The sequence below is a fragment of the Streptomyces sp. NBC_01233 genome (genome assembly GCF_035989305.1).
Classification (GTDB): Bacteria; Actinomycetota; Actinomycetes; order Streptomycetales; family Streptomycetaceae; genus Streptomyces.
The window spans coordinates 982,950-999,239 of the sequence record NZ_CP108514.1 but is presented as its reverse complement, the minus strand read 5'-3'; the positions used below and the strand labels follow the sequence as shown (position 1 = coordinate 999,239).

Genomic DNA, 16,290 nt, shown 5'->3' with positions numbered 1-16,290 from the left:
GGTGAATCCCGCCCCCCACAGGAGTGAGATCCGCGCGGCTCCCTCCCGGTGCAGCGGCCAGCCGGGTACAAAACCGGACATGATGCTCAAGCCGCACAGCCTTGGCGCCCTGCTGCTGACCCTGCTCGCGCTGCCGGCCCTGTCGTCCGGCCCCGCCCACGCCGTGCCGGCCCCGTCCGTCGCACCCGCGAGTGCGGAGGGGCACACGGCCGATCAGATCAGCCGCTTCCTCGCCACCTTCTACGGCGCCCACGGCCCCTCCCCGCACGACCGCGAGCAGTACGTCTCGCAGATCCTCAAGGACAGACAGCAGGTGAATGCGGACTCCGACGTCCTGCTCTGCTCCCAGAACGCGCCGCAGAACATCGGCATCGGCCCGGTCACCGTCGCCCAGGCGGCCGGCGTCGGCTGGGCCACCGTCACCACCCACTGGGCCGGCGGGGTCACCGACACCTTCACCGCGTACGTCCGCCTCGACTTCAAGCCCATCCGGCTCGACGACGTGATCTGCGCGGGCTGAAATCCGTACGGTGATCCGCGGGGCCGTCCGTAGGGTGGGCGCATGCCGACGACGACCGCGACCACCACCGTCCTCTACTGCCGCGACCCGCTGAACGAGCGCCGGGCCGACGCCCACTTCGCGGGCGGAGGCCCGGCAGCTGCGCGCCGTCGGCGGCACGGCCCTGCTCGTCGACCACGATGCGCTGCTCGCCGGGGACCCCGAGCGGGCGGTGGCGCGGGTGCCGAGGGGACGGGAGCCGTCTGGTACCGCGGCTGGATGCTCCCCGTGGGGCGGTACGCCGAACTGGACGCCGCCCTGCACCGGCGCGGCGCCGAACTCGCCGTCACCCCCGAGGCGTACCGGCGGGCGCACGAACTCCCCGGCTGGTACGGGACCTTCGCCGGCCTCACCCCGGTCAGCGGCTGGCTGCCCGCCGCGCCCGGAGAGGTCCCGGACCCGCAGCGGCTCGCGGCCCTCGCCGCCGGGCTGCCGCCGGGGTCCGCCGTCGTCAAGGACTACGTGAAGTCCCGCAAGCACGAGTGGGCCGAGGCCTGTTACGTGCCCGACCTCGCCGACCCGGCCGCCCTGCACCGGGTGGCCGCACGCTTCGTCGAACTCCAGGACGAGTTCCTGGCGGGCGGGGTGGTGCTGAGGGCCTTCGAGACCTTCGTCGCGCCGCAGGGGGCGGCCGCGGAGGTGCGCGTGTGGTGGCGGGACGGGGTGCCCGGGCTGGTCACCGCCCACCCCGACAGTGCGGTCGCCGAGGTCCCCGAGCCGGTACGGGCGGCCGTCGAAGCGCTGGGCTGCCCCTTCGTGACCACCGACCTCGCGCTGCGCGCGGACGGGGTCTGGCGGGTCGTCGAAGTGGGCGACGGACAGGTCAGCGACCTCCACCGGGAGGTCGATCTCACCGCGTTCGTACAGCTGTTGACGACCGATCAGGCACTCCTGTGCACACCGTCCGCATCTGGTACAACACCGGCATGACGGGATTCGAGATCACCGGCGCGAGCGCCGCCGACATGGAACTGATGCGCGGCTGGGCCGAGGAGGAGGGCTGGAACCCGGGGGACTCGGACCGGTTCGCGTTCGCGGTGGCCGACCCGGAGGGCTTCCTCGTCGGCCGGCTCGACGGCGAACCGGTGGCCTGCATCTCCGCCGTCCGCTACGGGGCCGGCTTCGGCTTCATCGGCCTCTACATCGCCCGCCCGGCCTTCCGCGGCCAGGGCTACGGCATCCGCCTGTGGCACGCCGGTATGGAACGCCTCGACGGCCGGCTCGTGGGCCTGGACGGGGTCGTCGCCCAGCAGGGCAACTACCGCAAGTCCGGCTTCCTTCCGGCCTGGAACAACGTCCGCTACGAGGGTGTCCCCGAGGGGTACGGCGACGGCGGGGCCGAGAACGAGACCGGCGCCGGGGTCGGCGCCGGGGCCGACGCCGGGGTCACGATCGTGGACGCGGCCTCGCTGCCCTTCGCTCTGCTCGCCGCCTACGACCGGCGGTTCTTCCCCGAACCGCGCCCCGCCTTCCTGTCCGCCTGGACCGGGCTGCCCGGCCGGACGGCACTGGCCGCCGTCCGCGACGGTCGGATCGAAGGCCTCGGGGTGATCCGCCCGTGCAGCGCCGCCCACCGGATCGGCCCGCTCTACGCGGCCGACCCGGCGGTGGCGGCCGCCCTGCTGCGGCGGCTCGCCCGGCACGCGCCCGCAGGTGTGGTCTCCGTGGACGCGCCGGACGCGAACCCGCAGGCCACGGCACTCCTCGCGGGCCTCGGCCTGGACCCGGTCTTCGAGACCGCCCGGATGTACACCGGCCCGGCCCCGGACCTCGCCCTGGCCGAGCTCTTCGGGGTGACCAGCCTCGAACTGGGCTGAGATCGGGGGCGGTCGACCCCGTCACCCCCCGGTCCGCGCATGGCCCCCGTGAGCCGGACGGCGGTCGCACGGCGCCGCCCGGCCCGTCGTGTCACGGGGGGTCAGAAGTCGAACAGCACGCCCGTGGTGTTCCGGAAGCCGCACGGATTGGCGAAGGTGTAGGTGTAGCTGAGCCGGCGGCCCTGCCACACCCCGTCGGCCGTCACCGTCATCGGGTTCCACTCCCTGGTACACACCGCGTCGGCGGCCGGGGCCGCGAGCGGGTCCAGCCGGGAACCGTTCGCGCGTAACTCGGCGCACGCGGCGACCGGGTTCGGGTGCGTCCCGCCCGGCGTCGGCGCACAGACGAGCGTCACCGCACGCAGCACCGTGCCGCTGTCGGCGTCCTGCCCCGCCGTCACGCCGAGCACGAGCGCGGACGGCGCGTACAGGCTCTCCGTGCCGGCCGGCGCGGCCCCGGCCGTACCCGGCCAGGCCAGTGCGGTGAGCGCGGTGAGCGCCATGGCGGCGGAACCGAGCCCGAGACCCCTTGCGATGGACCGCATTTCGAACACTCCCTTGGGTTGGCGTTTCGGATAGCGGACAGAGTCTTGCCCACGCGGGCCGTGAACGCCCGTTCGCACCCCCATTTCTCGTCACGCATCGTGTACGGATGAGTGCAGACCGCAGCGGTGCGAGCGAGCTGACCTGTGGGGGAGCGGACCGCCGAATCGGCCGAACACCGACCGGGAAACGCCCCCGAAACCTTTGACCGACCCGGCGCGATCGGCCCGGACGCGGTCGGGAACCCCTCCGGGGGTAGGGCTGGCCCCACCCCCGGAACACCCTCCAGGCCCGCTGTGCCGGACCGCCCGGGACGGTTGAGTCGAGGCATGGAAAACGACGCGATCCAACTCAGGGACGTCAGCCGGGTCCACGGGACCGGCGATCAGGCGGTCACCGCCCTCGACCAGGTCTCCCTCGACTTCCCCCAGGGCACCTTCACCGCCGTCATGGGCCCGTCCGGCTCCGGCAAGTCCACCCTGTTGCAGTGCGCCGCCGGACTCGACCGGCCCACCTCGGGCACCGTCACCATCGGCGGCACCGAACTCGGCGGACTGAGCGAGACCCGGCTGACCCTGCTGCGCCGGGACCGGATCGGCTTCGTCTTCCAGGCCTTCAACCTGCTGCCCGCCCTGACCGCCGAGCAGAACGTGGCCCTGCCGCTGCGCCTCGCCGGCCGCCGCCCCGCCAAGGCCGAGGTCCGAGAGGTCCTGGCCCGGGTGGGCCTGGGCGAACGGGCCCGGCACCGGCCCGCCCAGCTGTCCGGCGGTCAGCAGCAGCGCGTGGCCCTGGCCCGCGCCCTCATCACCCGCCCCGACGTGCTCTTCGGCGACGAGCCCACCGGCGCCCTGGACTCGCGGACCGGCCGCGAGGTGCTCACCCTGCTCCGGGCCATGGTCGACACCGACCGCCAGACGGTCGTCGTGGTCACCCACGACCCCGTGGCCGCCTCCTACGCGGACCGTGTCGTCTTCCTCGCCGACGGCCGCCTGAACGGCGAACTGTCCGGCGCGAGCGCCCCGGACATCGCCGCCCACATGACCAGGCTGGAGGCCGCACCGTGCTGAGCATCGCCCTGCGCACCGCGCGCACCCGCTGGGTCACCTTCGTCGGGAGCTTCGTCGCACTGGCCCTCGGCGTCGGCCTGATCGCCACCATGGGCCTCGCGATCGCCGCGACCCTGGACGCCCCGCAGCGCCTGCCCGAACGGTTCGCCCAGGCCCCCGTCGTCGTCAAGGGCGACGACCTCCTCCGCGTCCCGACCCCGAACGGAGAACGCAGCCGCAAACTCGCCCACCCCAAGCCCGTCGCCCCCGACCTCGCACAGCGGCCGGCCGCCCTCGGCCGGACCGCCGAGGACCGGTCCTTCCCCGTCCGCGCCGACGGCGCGCCGGAGCAACTCGTCGGCCACCCCTGGTCGGTCGCCGCCTTCGCCCCGTACGCCCTCACCGCGGGCCGCGCCCCGCACTGCGACGAGGACCACGACCCCGGGCCGCTGGATCCTCGGCGCCGCACTGCTGCTGGCCGGTCTCGGCACCCTCGCGCACGCGCTGCTCACCGACCCGTCGGACCTGCTCCACCGCAAGACGTACACCACCCGCCCGATGCTGTTCATCGTCGCCTTCGCGCTGCTGGCCCCGGTGCTCGTCCGGCCACTGGCCCGGTTGATCGCCTGGCTTCCGGCCCAACTGCCGGACGCCGGCGGGATGCTGATCCGGGAGAACGCGGCCGCGGGCATCCGGCGCACGGCGGCCGTCGCCGCCCCCGTCCTCGTCACCGTCGCCCTCGCCGGGTCCCTGCTCGGCACGACCGCCACCCTGGGCGAGGCCAAGGCCGCCGAGGTCCGGCAGCAGACCAGCGCCGACTTCGTCATCACGGGCGGGGCGGCCGGCTTCGACCGGGCGGCCGTCGAACGGATCCGGGCCGTGCCCGGGACCGAGGTCTCCGCCACCGCCCCGACCACGGTCCACGCGCTGGAGGAGGGCGTGGCGCTGATCCGCTCCGACGCCCGCGCCGCCGACCCGAAGGCCCTGGCCCGGACGGCCGAACCGCCCCTCGTCGCGGGCAGGCTGAGCGACCTCGACGACGACTCCGTCATCGTCACGGAGGAGTGGGAGCGGCACACCGTCGGATCGCGCGTCGACGTGTGGCTCGGCGACGGCACCCGCAAGAACCTGCGGATCGCCGCCGTGATGAGCATCGGCACCGGCAACAACGGGGCCTACCTCACCCCGGCCAACGCCCCCGGGGCGCAGGTGGACCGGATCGACGTACGGCTCGCCCCGGGCGCGGACGCCGCGGCGGTGGGGTCCGCGCTGGCCGAGGCGGCGCGGCGGTCCGGGGGCCGGGCCCTGACCAAGGACCAGTGGGTGGCCGCCAGTCACCCCGACACCAAGCGCACCACCCGGCTGGGCTTCCTGCTGGTCATCGGCATCGCCCTGCTCTACACCGGCATCGCACTCGCCAACACCCTCGTGATGGCCACCACCGGCCGGGCCCGCGAACTCGCGGCACTGCGCCTGGCCGGCGCCACCCGGTGGCAGGTGCTCCGCCTGGTGGCGGGGGAGTCCCTGCTGGTCGTCCTCGTCGGCGCGGTCGTCGGCTCCCTCGTCGCCGTCCTGAACCTGGCCGGAATCCGGTGGGCCCTCGGGCTCCTGGACGTCCCGAGCGGCATCGTGATCCCGTGGGACGTCCTCGGCGCGACGGTCGGCGCCTGCGCGGCCGTCGCGGTCGTCTCGGCCGTCACCCCGGCCGCGCTGGTCCTGCGGCGCCGGCCGGCCGAGTCGGCCGGCGCACGGGACTAGGCCGATCGGGCCGGAGGCAGCGGCTCAGGAACCGGCGGAGCGGATCGAGCCCGTGCTCGCGCCGCTGGGGTCGCCCACGAAGCAGGTGACCTCGCGGTCGCCGAACGTCCAGGTGCTGGGCTGCGGGTAGTAGTAGAAGACCTCCAGCTTGTCCGAGACCTTCGCGTTCTTGCCCACGTAGTCGGTGAGCGCCGTACCGGAGCACTTCTCCTCGGCGATCTTGACGACCTTCTCCGTGCCCGGGTAAGCGCCGTCGTCCAGGTTGAGGACGGCGTACGCCTCACCCTCGTGAGCCTGGTCGCACGGCACGATGCTCACCGAGTAGCCGGCCTGGCCGCCGTCCTCGTCCTGGTACTCCGCCAGATCGCCGCCCGTGTTGAAGCAGTCCCCCTTGCGGATGTCCTGCACCTTGCTGGAGCCCGATCCGGTGACCTGGCCAGTGGTGTCGCGCTTCGGCGGGGTGTCGTCCAGCGCCCCGGTCAGCCCGAGGACCAGCAGGACCCCGTAGAACGCGATGGCCAGGCTGTGGATGACGATGGCCGCGACGGCCAGGCCCTTGCCCTTCTCACCCCGGTTGCGGATCTGGGAGAGGGCGATGATGCCGAGGATCAGCGGGACCAGCGGCAGCCCGCAGAGGATCGACATGGCGAACGCGACGATGGCCAGCGTGTTGGTCTTCTGCGACATCATCGGCGGCTGTCCCGGCCAGCCCTGCGGGCCACCGTACGGCCCGGGTTGCGCCGGCTGCCCGTACGGTCCCGACGGCGGGTACGGCTGAGGGGACGACGGCGGCTGCGGTGGTATGGACATGCGTGCGGAGCTCCTTGCTCAGAGGGTGAGACGCAACCAACAGCCAGGCGGTGACATCGCGGCCGGCGACGGGCGGCACGGATCGGATCACACCGACACATACCCGCCCCTGGTTTTATGTCGTCCCTACGCTACCGCCCTGAGCCAGGGGGAGTTGCCGTGGGGTCGGTCCCGAAAGCCCGACGCGACGGGCGGCCAGGCTCAGTTCTGCGACTGGAGTGCCTTCGTCAGGAGCCCGCCGGCCACGATCAGGGCCACACCGAGCCACCACACGTTGCCGTCGAAGACGAGGACGGCGATCCCGATCGGCACCAGCAACCCGGCCAGGGGCAGCAGCAGCCCTGCCAGGCGGAGCGGTTCGGGGCCCTGGCCACTCGCCTCGCGCGCGGCGCGGGCCCGGACCACGTCCGGGTACCAGACGGTGAAGCGGACCGCGGCGACGATGGCCAGGATCTGGATGATCCAGCCGGTCCAGATGTTGTCCGGGTTGTGCAGGACCAGGTCGCCGTACGCGCCCGCGACGGCCGCCACCAGGAAGGCGAGTCCCCACACCGCCGTGATCACGTAGTTGGTCCGGACGAAGCCGGGGGTGTGCCACAGGGCCGGATCGACCTGCTCGCGGGCGTACTGGATGGTGAAGGGCATCCCCACGGCCATGGAGCCGAAGGCGATCACGGCGAGGGTGATGTTCGCGACCTCGCCCGCGTACGTCTCCAGCCAGCGCAGGGTGCCCTCGCTCGCCAGGGCGCCGATGACGGTCAGCGCGGCGAAGAACACCACGTCGGCCACTTCCAGCAGCTTCCAGGAGCTGCCCCGGTTGACCACGTGGCTCACGACGACCAGGGTGACGGCCGCCGCCAGGGCGATCCCGACCGCGAGCTCGAAGCGTCCCGGTCCGACCAGCAGGGAGAAGACGATCCACGGAGCCATCCCGACGACCGGGTTCTCCAGGAATCCGGACACCGGTCCGCTGCCCGTGCCGTGAGCCTCGCTTCGCACCCTTCCATCGTGCGCGGGCGCCCGTCGACCGGCCATTCGGGACCGGACCGCCGCACCGGGACGCCGGCACCGCCGACGGCGAGGTCCGATGCCGAGGTCCGGTGGCCCGAACGGCCGGTCTAGCCGGTGGCGCTCAGACGCGGGGCGTACAGATCGAGCAGCCGGATGCGGGTCTGCTGCAGGCGCATCGCGAGTACGCGCCCGACCCAGTGCCCGATCGCGGACCCGAAGGCGGGATCGGCGTCCATCATCATCCGCACGGCCGCGGCGTCGAACTCGTACGCGCGCACCGGCGTCATCGCCTCCGCACCGAGCTGCCACACGTACGGCGGGAACAGCCAGGACCAGCCCACCAGCTCACCGGGGCCGAGGTTCTCCACGGCCGCGGGCCGGCGGCCGGCCACGGGAACCTCCAGGGTCACCGTGCCGGAGCGCACGATCCAGAAGGATTCCGCGCGGTTGCCTTCGTCGAAGATCCGCGCGTTCTCAGGGAAATTGACCTCACGGGCCTGGGACATCAGCCGTCCGCGGTGCTCCGTGGACAGGACGGCAGCGATGCGGATGGGGGAAGGTGTGCTCACGACGGCCTCCGATCACGAACGACCCCCCGGCGACGCTCCTGCTCTCCCAGTGTCGCCGACGCCCGCCCGATCCCGGCCGGCCCGGACCGTCTTTCTTCCGGGCCGTATGCAGAACCCGCTCCTCCGGGACCGGAAGAGACGGCCTACTCCTCGGCATTCGCCTCCAGGCAGGCCAGTTCCATGGCGTCCAGCACCGCCTCGTGGCTGCGCCCGCTGAGCTCGGCGACGTTCTCGATCTGGGCCGTCGCCCAGGCCGCCAGCGTCATCACCAGCACCCGGAGCCCGTCCGTGCCGTGCTCGGCCAGAATGGCGTCGGCGACGACCATGGCGTCCTCCGGGACCTGCTCGGGCGGCTCCAGGCCCGCGAGGCCGCGCAGCATGGTGAGGGTGCGGCGGGAGATCTCCGGTGTCATCCCCGCCAGCCGCATGTCCTCGTCTTCGTCCATCCGCCCCACCTCCGGTGCCGTGCCCATCACCTCAGGGCACGGTAGAGGCGCGCGGGCCCGCGCGGGGCCGTTTCCACAGGGTGACCCTGCGTGACTCCCGGCGGGGCGGGCTTTCAGCACCCGCCCCGCGGCCCGTCCTCCTTCGGGCGCCCCGCCAGGGCGACGGCGAGTGCGAGGAGGACCAGTACCGCCGCGACCGCGAACGTGACCCGCATGCCGGTGGCGACGGCCTGCGGGCCCGCGGTGGTGACGTCGGTCGTCGCCGACGCGAGCGCGAACACGGCGCCCATGACGGACGCACCGGTGACGAGCCCGAGGTTGCGCGAGAGGTTGAGCATGCCGGAGACGACGCCCCGCTGATCGGGCCGGACGTCCGCCATGACGGCGGTGTTGTTGGCCGTCTGGAACACCGCGTACCCGGCGGTGACGACCGCGAGGGGCGCGACGTAGCCGAGCACGCCTGAGGTCTCCCGGGTCAAGGACAGGGCGAGGGCACCGGCCGCCGTCGCGGTGAGTCCGGCGGCGGTCGTGCGCGGGGCGCCGAAGCGGTCCACGATGCGGCCGGCCGGCACCCCGGTCAGCGCGGCGACGAGTGGACCGGTCGACAGCACCAGCCCGACGAGGACCGCGTCGAGCCCGAGCGTCCGGGAGAGGTAGAACGGCCCGACCACCAGCGTCGCCATCACCACCGTCGAGACGAGCGCGCTCGTGGTGAGGCCCGCGCGCAGCACGGGATCACGGAACACCGTCCCCCGGATCAGCGGTGACGCCGCTCGCGCCTCGGTGCGTACGAACAGGGCGACGCCCAGGGCGGCGGCCAGCAGCAGGGCGAGGTTGACCGGGCCGAACCGGCCGTGGCCGATGGTCACGGCCAGTGCGTAGGCCGCGAGCGTGAGCGCGAGCAGGAGGGTCCCCAGCCGGTCGAAGCGGGGCCGGGCGGCCCCGCTCCTCTGCCGGTCGACGGGCAGGTGGCGGTGGGCGAGGACGAACGTCAGGACGCCCAGCGGCACGTTGACGAAGAAGATCGCCCGCCAGCCGGGACCGGCGATCAGGGCGCCGCCCAGCGAAGGGCCCAGAGCGGTGCCGACCGCGGACATCGTGCCGAGCAGCCCCATGGCGCTGCCGGTCCGCGCCTTCGGGACCGCCTCCCCGACGAAGGCCATCGTGAGGGCCATCATGACGGCCGCGCCGAGCCCCTGCACCGCCCGCGCGGCGATCAGCAGCCAGAGCGTGGGCGCGGCGCCGCAGGCGACCGAGGCCGCGGTGAAGAGCAGGATCCCGCCCAGGAGCAGCCGGCGGCGGCCGACCAGGTCACCGAGCCGGCCGACGCCGACGATGAGGGTGGTGATGGCGAGCAGGTAGGCGAGGACGATCCACTGGACCTGCTGGAACGAGGCCGAGAACGCCTGCGCCAGGGTCGGCAGGCCGACGTTCGCGATGCTGGTGCCGAGTGAGGACAGCAGCATCGAGAGCGACAGGCCGGCCAGCACCCAACGGACCGCCGGCGCCCGCCGCCCGGCGTCGGCCGTGGCCTCGGGGGCGGTGGCGGTGTCCGCCTGCTGTACGTGTCCGGGTCCGGAATCACTGTGTGGGCTCATGCCGGGGAGCGTGTGCGGCCCGGCACCGCAGCGGCAAACCTTGTTGCCGTTTCCGGGACGGCGGAGTGGAATGGGCACATGGAGAACGACCGCAACGGCCACATGGAGAACGACCGCACGGACAAGCCGGCGCCCCACCAGGCGGTCCTCGACGAGGTCGCCCCACGGCTCCGACGGCTGCGCGCCCAGCGAGGCCTCACCCTGGCCGCGCTCTCCGAGACGACCGGCATCTCGAAGAGCACCCTCTCCCGGCTGGAGTCCGGACAGCGCCGCCCCAGCCTGGAGCTGCTGCTTCCGCTCGCCAGTGCGTACCGCGTGCCGCTGGACGACCTGGTGGGCGCCCCCGAGGTGGGTGACCCCCGGGTGAGGCTGACGCCCCGCGCCATGCCGAACGGCGGTACGGCCGTCCCGCTCACCCGGAGCATGGGCCCCCTGCAGGCCTTCAAGATGCTGATCCCCGACCGGGGCGCCGAGCCGGATCCGCGTACGCACGAGGGCTACGAGTGGCTGTACGTGCTCGACGGCCGGCTGCGGCTCGTCCTCGCCGACCACGACCTCGTCCTCGGCCCCGGCGAGGCCGCCGAGTTCGACACCCGGCTGCCCCACTGGTTCACCAGCGCGGACGGGCGGCCCGTGGAGATCCTCAGCCTCTTCGGGCGGCAGGGGGAGCGGATGCACGTCCGCGCCAAGCCCCGCGCCTGACGGCGGGGCCCGAGCGGAGGTACCGGCGCGATGTGGCATCCGATGTGCCAAGTGGGATGAACCGAGCGCGGAATCGCCCTAGGGTTCGCCCGTACGCATGGTTGTGGACTGCTGTTCGGCGGCTTCCGGCCATGACTCACCCGGCCGCGCCACACGGCCGCACCGCACACCGAACTGGGGGGTTCATGCGTAGAACCAGAAGGCTGGCGGCCGCTCTCGCCCTGTTCCTGGCCGGAACCGGCGCAGGGCTGGGCCTCGGCCTCGTCCCCCAAGCGGCGGCCGTCACCCCGCCCGTCGCCTTCACCGCCGACCCGCTGTCGACCTGGCAGCCCAACGGTGTCGTCTGGGCCCTCGCCGAGGCGGGCGGCCAGGTCTTCGCCGGCGGCACCTTCTCCACCGTGCGCCCGCCCGCGGGCGGCGCTGGCAGCGAGCAGCCGGCCGTGAACTTCGTGGCGCTCGACGCCGCGACCGGCGCCCCGACCTCCTGCAAACTGTCCTTCACCGTCGCCTCCGGCACCGCCACGGTCCGCGCGCTCGCCCTCTCCCCGGACAAGACGACCCTGTACGCGGGCGGCTACTTCGGCGCCGTCAACGGCACGGCCGTGTCCAGCCTCGCCGCCATCGACGTGGCGAGCTGCACGGTGAAGGCCGGCTTCCGCCCGGCCTTCGCGGCCACCGTCCGCGCCCTCGCCGTCACCGGCGACACCGTCTACGCGGGCGGTGACTTCCTCAGCGTCGCCGGCCGACCGCGCGAACGCTTCGGCGCCGTCGGCGCGGCCGACGGGGCACTCAAGCCCTTCACCGCCGACGCCGACGAGCCCGGGCGCGCCGTCGAGGTCACCCCGGACGGCAACAGCGTGGTCCTCGGCGGAGACTTCTTCACCGTCAACGGCGCCAACACGCACGCGCTGGCCGTCGTCGACGCGACGAGCGGGGCGCTCACCAAGACGTACGCCGGTTTCATCGAGACCAACTCCGTCGTCAAGGACATCGCCACCGATGCGACCGGTTTCTACACCGCCAACGAGGGGACGGGCGGAGGCGTCTTCGACGGCCGGATCGCGCTCAACCTCGGTGACTTCGGCCAGCGCTGGCGCGACACCTGCCTCGGCGCCACCCAGGCCGTGCTGCCGTACCAGAGCGTGCTCTACAGCGCCTCGCACGCACACGACTGCTCCAGCGTCGGCGAGTTCCCCGACGGCCAGCGCCACCACCTGCTCGCCCAGCCCACCAGCGGCACCGGCAAGCTGGGCTGGGCCCCCGACACCAACGACGGCATCGGCGAGGGCATCGGCCCGCGCGTGATGACGGTCGGCTCCAAGGGCGGCGTCCAGTACCTGTGGGTCGGCGGGGAGTTCACCACCGTCAACGGGGCGGCGCAGCAGAGCCTGACGCGCTTCGCCTCCACCGGGGACACGGGCGCGCCCACCGTGCCCGTCGCGAGCGCGGTCAGCTTCAAGCCCGGCGAGGTCCAGGTGCGCTGGCGCACCAGCCTCGACCTGGACGACAGCGCCCTGACCTACAGGATCTACCGCAACGGCGCGGCCACGCCGATCGCCACGGTCACCGCCGACTCGCTGTTCTTCAAGCGCCCGCAGGCCTCCTGGACCGACACCACCGCGGCGGCCGGCCAGTCCTACACGTACCGGGTGACGGCCACCGACGCGGCCGGCAACACCAGCGCGCCGTCCTCGACGGCGAGCGTGACCGTCCCGGCCCAAGTGGACGGCTACCCCCACCAGGTCCGCGCCGACGGAGCCCAGCAGTACTGGCGCTACGACGAGTCGGCCCTGCCCTTCGTCGCCGACTCCTCGGCCGCCGGCAACCAGAGCGGCGTGCACCTGAACGCCCCGGCCCTGCGGCAGGCGCCCGGCGCGGTCTCCGGCGCGAGCACGGCGATCGGCTTCAACGGCACGGACACCCGGGTGTACGCGGACAAGCGACAGACGGTGGGCAGCACCTACACCATCGAGACCTGGTTTAAGACGAACACCACCCGGGGCGGCAAGCTCCTCGGCTTCGGGAACAACCAGGCACGCGGCAGCAATCAGTACGACAAGCACATCTACATGACCAACGACGGCCGGCTGGTCTACGGCGTCTACACCGGAGCCACCCGCACCGTCACCACCAGCGGCGCGTACAACGACAACCAGTGGCACCACGTCGTCGCGAGCCAGGGCCCCGGCGGGATGACCCTGTACGTGGACGGCGTCCAGAAGGGCACCCTGAACGTCACCACGCACGAGAACTTCTCCGGCTACTGGCACGCCGGCGGCGACAGCCTCGGCGGCTGGCCCGACCGCCCGACGAGCGAGTACTGGGCGGGCCGGCTCGACGAGACCGCCGTCTACCCGACCGTCCTGAGCGCAGCGCAGGTGCAGAACCACTACGCCCTCGCCACCGCCCCGGCCGACTCGGTCGTCCAGGTCACCGCCGCGGAGGACACGTACGCCAACGCGGGCGCGCCCGCCACCAACTACGGGACCTCGGGCTCGCTCGCGGTGCGCGGCACCTCCTTCTACGCGAGCTACCTGCGCTTCGACCTGCCCGCCGCACCCGCGGGCACGGCCTTGAAGTCGGCGACCCTCAGCGTGAAGACCAGCACCATGAGCGGCGCCGGTACGACGGACACCGTCTCGGTCGTCCCGGTCACCGGGTCGTGGAGCGAGGGCGGGACCACGTACAACAACCGCCCCGCCCTGGGCAGCCCGGCGCTGGGCAGCTTCGCGGGCATCCCGGACGGCAGCGCGGTGCACACCACCGCGCTCACCACCGCGACCGTCGCGGCGGCGCTCGGCGGCGAATACGGCCTGGCACTGAGCAGCACCGGTGCGGACGCCCTGTGGCTGTGGTCCTCCGAGGCGCAGGCCAACGAGGGCACACCGCAGCTGACACTGACGTTCGGCGCACCATGACCTGAACACTGGCCGAAAGCGAGGGAGCGCGGGCCGTCGTGGCCCGCGCCCCTTTGCCGGTGAGGGGCCGGGTCGAAGTACGCCGACTCCCGCCGCACCGGACCGCGGATGCGCGGACCTCACGGGCGCATGGGCCCGGGCCCGCAGGGCACCTGCACGGCGTGACCGACATCCCCCGCACCGCACCACGTCGAGGCGGTCCTCCCGCCACCGCCACTGCCACCGCCCTCGCGGCGCGCACCCGCGCCGCACTGCGGAGTACAGCCGTCCGCGTCTGGACGGACCATCTCGCCGACCACGCCGCCGCCCTCACCTACTACGCACTACTGGCGCTGCTGCCCGCGCTCGTCATCGCCGTCTCCCTCGTGGGGCTGCTGGGCGGGGCGACGAGGGACCGGCTGATCGCAGACCTCACCGCGTACGCGCCTGCGCAATCGGCGCAGGTGCTCCGTGACGCGCTGGGCGGCCTCTCGGCCGAACACTCGTCGATGTGGGCCCTGCTGTTCAGCGGTGTGGTGAGTGCGCTGTGGTCGGCGTGCAGTTACCTGGCGGTCTTCCGCCGCGCCCTGCACACGATGCACCGGGTGCCCGATACGCGACGTCCGCTTCGTGCGGCCCACACGCTGCTCATCAATGCCGCGCTGCTGCTGTCCCTGCTCGTCGTCGGCGCCGCGGGGCTGGTCATGTCCGGGCCGCCGGCCCGATGGGCCGCACGGGCCGCCGGAGGAGGCCCGGACACCATCGCGCTCCTGCGCTGGCCCCTGCTCCTCGTGGTCGTCACCCTCCTGGTGCTGGTGCTCTTCCGCACCGGCCCGTCCCAGAGCCGGGGCGCCCGTCAGGGCCTGCCCGGCGGCATACTGGCGGCCCTGCTCTGGCTGGCCGCCTCGGGGCTCTTCACGCTCTACACGGAGCTGGACACGTACGGCCGTCTCTACGGTTCGCTGGCCGGCATCGTGGTCTTCGTCGTCTGGCTCTGGTTCGCCAATCTGGCGCTGCTCACCGGGGCCCAGTTCAACGCCGAACGGTCACGGGGGGCCGGCGGCCCGCGCGGCATCCGGCAGCGGGCTCAGTAGTCGGCGGTGATCCATCGCAAGAGGGCCGCGTTGGTCGTGTCGTCGAGTGCGGACAGGGTGTGGATGGCTTCCAGGTCACCGGGGGTGGGTGGAACGCCGGCGGTGGTCAGCGCGGCGTGGAGTTCCAAGCGCCGCCGGTCCGAGGGCTGCAGGGGCCGGGTTCGGCGTGGACCGGTCGGCCGCGCCCCACTGGGCACGGCGTCGACCGTGTCGGCGCCGGGGAAGCGGTAGGGGTCGAGGGCTGGCTGAGGGACCGTGACCGCTGACGGGGGACACTGCCAGGACTCCACGTGAACCTCCAGGTGTGGACGGATGCGCTGCTGCGATTCGGGCGGGGGGCGGTTCGGGCGGTCGGGCGGGCCCGGGTGTGGGGGGTGGCGTGCCGCGGCTGGTTGCCGCGGCACGCGTTGTGGGTGGCCGGCAGTTCACAGTTCCCGATGCCGTGGCTGCCGGTCCGGGTCAGCGGCGGTGGTTGTCGTGGTGTCCGCGGCGGCCCCAGCTCTCGGTGTCGATGACGCGTCCGCGGTCGTCGGGAGGGTGGCGGTGTCGCGCTCGTCCCAGATCTGGTGGCGGCGGTCCTGGTAGACGTCGCGGTGGGTGTCGCGTCCGTCGCCGGTGTGGACCTTGACGCTGGAGTGGCCGTCCAGGCGCAGGTGGTTGAAGCGGTAGCGGTTGCCGTCCTGGTCGGTGAGGGTGAATCCGCGGAGGTTGACGGCGTTGCGGCCGGTGTTCTTCACCTCGACCCATTCGCGGTTCAGGGCGCGGTTGTCGCGGCCGCGGCCGCGGCTTTCGTGCTGGACGTCGCCGATGACGATCGAGGCGTGCCGGCCGTGGTGGCCGTGCCGGTCGTCGTCGTGGGCCGCGGCCGGGACGGCGGCCGCGCCGACCAGGGCGCCGGCGGCCAGGGCCGCGGCGAGAAGGCGGCGGGTGGCGAGAGAAGCAGACATGCAGATGGCTCCTTGAACAGTCAGCCCGACCCGGCGTTGTACGAGCCGGGCGGGCTCCGTGCGGTTCCCGGCGTCCTGCCGAGGAGTCACACTCTGGCCCGGACCATCGCCAACCGCCACAACTCGTGATGTGTGTTTCTCAATGCGGACATGTCCGTAACTCTCGCTTGTAAGAGGCAAGTGTCAAGGTCTGGTTGACGGAAACGGGGCAGGGCGGGGCGCGGCCCTTGCATTGGTCGAAGCAAGGGGGATTCGGCCACATAACCAGTTCATTCACGCCATGCCCCGCGCTGTGCGCCGAATGGATTTAGCGTCCTGTAACAGGCGCTCCTGCCGTTTCCTCGCACGCGGATGCGCACTTCCGCTCTGGCGTGCGACTGCTGGTGACGTTGCCGCTTCTGCGGCCCGCGAGAGTGCCGGCAATGCGCAGGGTCGGTCGCGGCGGTCGACCCGAGCAGGGGGTTGACCGCCGCGCGCCGCGCTGACGCAGCCG

Annotated in this window: 15 protein-coding genes and 1 pseudogene; 8 read left to right on the top strand and 8 right to left on the bottom strand. The window is 73.1% G+C overall.

Features of this window, described 5'->3' with window-relative positions; all coding sequences use genetic code 11:
- The first annotated feature begins 79 nt into the window (after positions 1-79).
- The 3 genes from OG332_RS05060 to OG332_RS05050 are packed head-to-tail and all read left to right on the top strand — an operon-like array spanning position 80 to position 2,376.
- Complete coding sequence (locus OG332_RS05060; protein ID WP_327412289.1) at positions 80-520, top strand: hypothetical protein; 441 nt, start codon at positions 80-82, stop codon at positions 518-520.
- Between the two features lie 42 nt (positions 521-562).
- A complete protein-coding gene (locus OG332_RS05055; RefSeq protein WP_442816110.1) occupies positions 563-1,489 on the top strand; it encodes an ATP-grasp domain-containing protein in 927 nt (308 codons plus the stop codon).
- Positions 1,486-2,376, top strand: coding sequence for a GNAT family N-acetyltransferase (locus OG332_RS05050; RefSeq protein WP_327412288.1), 891 nt, complete (start codon positions 1,486-1,488; stop codon positions 2,374-2,376). The genes OG332_RS05055 and OG332_RS05050 overlap by 4 nt, the downstream gene beginning before the upstream one ends.
- A gap of 101 nt (positions 2,377-2,477) precedes the next feature.
- Here the strand turns inward: OG332_RS05050 and OG332_RS05045 are convergent, their stop codons facing one another.
- Positions 2,478-2,921, bottom strand: a complete 444-nt coding sequence (locus tag OG332_RS05045) for an SSI family serine proteinase inhibitor (protein WP_319732430.1) — start codon at positions 2,919-2,921, stop codon at positions 2,478-2,480.
- Positions 2,922-3,248: 327 nt separating this feature from the next.
- Here OG332_RS05045 and OG332_RS05040 point away from each other — a divergent pair, with 327 nt between their 5' ends.
- Together OG332_RS05040 and OG332_RS05035 are read left to right on the top strand one after the other, a co-directional pair.
- Positions 3,249-3,986 carry an ABC transporter ATP-binding protein gene (locus tag OG332_RS05040; RefSeq protein ID WP_327412287.1) on the top strand — a complete coding sequence of 246 codons (738 nt, stop codon included), beginning with the start codon at positions 3,249-3,251 and terminating at the stop codon, positions 3,984-3,986.
- Positions 3,980-5,723 (top strand): annotated as a pseudogene (locus OG332_RS05035) (ABC transporter permease). Before OG332_RS05040 ends, OG332_RS05035 begins: the two are co-directional and overlap by 7 nt.
- Before the next feature lie 24 nt (positions 5,724-5,747).
- On the opposite strand, the gene OG332_RS05030 reads toward OG332_RS05035, so the two are convergent.
- The 5 genes from OG332_RS05030 to OG332_RS05010 all read right to left on the bottom strand — a co-directional run bounded on the left by OG332_RS05030 (position 5,748) and on the right by OG332_RS05010 (position 10,157).
- The gene (locus OG332_RS05030; RefSeq protein ID WP_327412286.1) at positions 5,748-6,413 is read right to left on the bottom strand and encodes a DUF4190 domain-containing protein; all 666 of its coding nucleotides are present in this window, start codon (positions 6,411-6,413) and stop codon (positions 5,748-5,750) included.
- 321 nt (positions 6,414-6,734) lie between these two features.
- Positions 6,735-7,532 carry a hypothetical protein gene (locus OG332_RS05025; RefSeq protein WP_327412285.1) on the bottom strand — a complete coding sequence of 266 codons (798 nt, stop codon included), beginning with the start codon at positions 7,530-7,532 and terminating at the stop codon, positions 6,735-6,737.
- Positions 7,533-7,651: 119 nt separating this feature from the next.
- The gene (locus OG332_RS05020) at positions 7,652-8,113 is read right to left on the bottom strand and encodes a Crp/Fnr family transcriptional regulator (RefSeq protein WP_327412284.1); all 462 of its coding nucleotides are present in this window, start codon (positions 8,111-8,113) and stop codon (positions 7,652-7,654) included.
- Positions 8,114-8,256: 143 nt separating this feature from the next.
- Positions 8,257-8,559, bottom strand: a complete 303-nt coding sequence (locus tag OG332_RS05015; protein WP_327412283.1) for a hypothetical protein — start codon at positions 8,557-8,559, stop codon at positions 8,257-8,259.
- A gap of 113 nt (positions 8,560-8,672) precedes the next feature.
- Positions 8,673-10,157 (bottom strand): MFS transporter, encoded by a 1,485-nt coding sequence (locus OG332_RS05010; RefSeq protein WP_327412282.1) that lies wholly within the window; start codon positions 10,155-10,157, stop codon positions 8,673-8,675.
- Positions 10,158-10,259: 102 nt separating this feature from the next.
- Here OG332_RS05010 and OG332_RS05005 point away from each other — a divergent pair, with 102 nt between their 5' ends.
- The 3 genes from OG332_RS05005 to OG332_RS04995 all read left to right on the top strand — a co-directional run bounded on the left by OG332_RS05005 (position 10,260) and on the right by OG332_RS04995 (position 14,850).
- Complete coding sequence (locus OG332_RS05005; protein ID WP_327419119.1) at positions 10,260-10,859, top strand: helix-turn-helix domain-containing protein; 600 nt, start codon at positions 10,260-10,262, stop codon at positions 10,857-10,859.
- Positions 10,860-11,044: 185 nt separating this feature from the next.
- Positions 11,045-13,777: a DNRLRE domain-containing protein gene (locus OG332_RS05000; RefSeq protein WP_327412281.1), complete on the top strand. Its 2,733-nt coding sequence runs from the start codon at positions 11,045-11,047 to the stop codon at positions 13,775-13,777.
- Between the two features lie 161 nt (positions 13,778-13,938).
- Positions 13,939-14,850 carry a YihY/virulence factor BrkB family protein gene (locus OG332_RS04995; RefSeq protein WP_327412280.1) on the top strand — a complete coding sequence of 304 codons (912 nt, stop codon included), beginning with the start codon at positions 13,939-13,941 and terminating at the stop codon, positions 14,848-14,850.
- On the opposite strand, the gene OG332_RS04990 is transcribed toward OG332_RS04995, so the two are convergent.
- Positions 14,844-15,140, bottom strand: a complete 297-nt coding sequence (locus tag OG332_RS04990) for a hypothetical protein (RefSeq protein WP_327412279.1) — start codon at positions 15,138-15,140, stop codon at positions 14,844-14,846. The two genes, OG332_RS04995 and OG332_RS04990, sit on opposite strands and share 7 nt — an antisense overlap.
- Before the next feature lie 135 nt (positions 15,141-15,275).
- Positions 15,276-15,797, bottom strand: a complete 522-nt coding sequence (locus tag OG332_RS04985) for a lamin tail domain-containing protein (protein ID WP_327412278.1) — start codon at positions 15,795-15,797, stop codon at positions 15,276-15,278.
- Positions 15,798-16,290 lie beyond the last annotated feature (493 nt).

Bases quoted from the DNA above. Each gene is read 5' to 3' on its own strand.
- OG332_RS05060 (WP_327412289.1), top strand. From the start codon at position 80: ATGATGCTCAAGCCGCACAGCCTTGGCGCCCTGCTGCTGACCCTGCTC.
- OG332_RS05055 (WP_442816110.1), top strand. From the start codon at position 563: ATGCCGACGACGACCGCGACCACCACCGTCCTCTACTGCCGCGACCCG.
- OG332_RS05050 (WP_327412288.1), top strand. From the start codon at position 1,486: ATGACGGGATTCGAGATCACCGGCGCGAGCGCCGCCGACATGGAACTG.
- OG332_RS05045 (WP_319732430.1), bottom strand. From the start codon at position 2,921: ATGCGGTCCATCGCAAGGGGTCTCGGGCTCGGTTCCGCCGCCATGGCG.
- OG332_RS05040 (WP_327412287.1), top strand. From the start codon at position 3,249: ATGGAAAACGACGCGATCCAACTCAGGGACGTCAGCCGGGTCCACGGG.
- OG332_RS05030 (WP_327412286.1), bottom strand. From the start codon at position 6,413: ATGATGTCGCAGAAGACCAACACGCTGGCCATCGTCGCGTTCGCCATG.
- OG332_RS05015 (WP_327412283.1), bottom strand. From the start codon at position 8,559: ATGGACGAAGACGAGGACATGCGGCTGGCGGGGATGACACCGGAGATC.
- OG332_RS05010 (WP_327412282.1), bottom strand. From the start codon at position 10,157: ATGAGCCCACACAGTGATTCCGGACCCGGACACGTACAGCAGGCGGAC.
- OG332_RS05005 (WP_327419119.1), top strand. From the start codon at position 10,260: ATGGAGAACGACCGCACGGACAAGCCGGCGCCCCACCAGGCGGTCCTC.
- OG332_RS05000 (WP_327412281.1), top strand. From the start codon at position 11,045: ATGCGTAGAACCAGAAGGCTGGCGGCCGCTCTCGCCCTGTTCCTGGCC.
- OG332_RS04985 (WP_327412278.1), bottom strand. From the start codon at position 15,797: ATGTCTGCTTCTCTCGCCACCCGCCGCCTTCTCGCCGCGGCCCTGGCC.